Genomic DNA, 301 nt, shown 5'->3' on the forward strand with positions numbered 1-301 from the left:
GCGCGCTTCAAGCCGTGTCCTCGAACTGACGCAACTGGATTGGTCCGGTGAGGAAAATTGCATCTCTGATCGACACCACAAGCCGCGTGATCTCGCGGCTTGTGGCCAATTTATGTGTCGGACTAATCTTTGTGATACTTGGCCTTTTGGTGACACAGGTTTTGATGCGGTATTTCCTCGGTTCACCGCCCAGCTGGACCGAGGAACTGGCGATCATTCTCTTTGCCTGGCTGGTGCTGCTCTATGCGACCGTTGGACTGCGTGAAGGGTTTCACGTCGCCATTGAGACGATCCCTTCGCG

At 54.8% G+C, this 301-nt stretch carries 1 protein-coding gene; it reads left to right on the forward strand.

What is annotated here, in order from left to right; genetic code table 11:
- Positions 1-149: 149 nt before the first annotated feature.
- Positions 150-301: TRAP transporter small permease (locus ABMC89_RS19015; protein WP_439655680.1), on the forward strand; the 152-nt coding region annotated here is incomplete at its 3' end.

It is taken from the genome of Sulfitobacter sp. HNIBRBA3233 (assembly GCF_040149665.1).
Taxonomy (GTDB): domain Bacteria; phylum Pseudomonadota; class Alphaproteobacteria; order Rhodobacterales; family Rhodobacteraceae; genus Sulfitobacter; species Sulfitobacter marinivivus.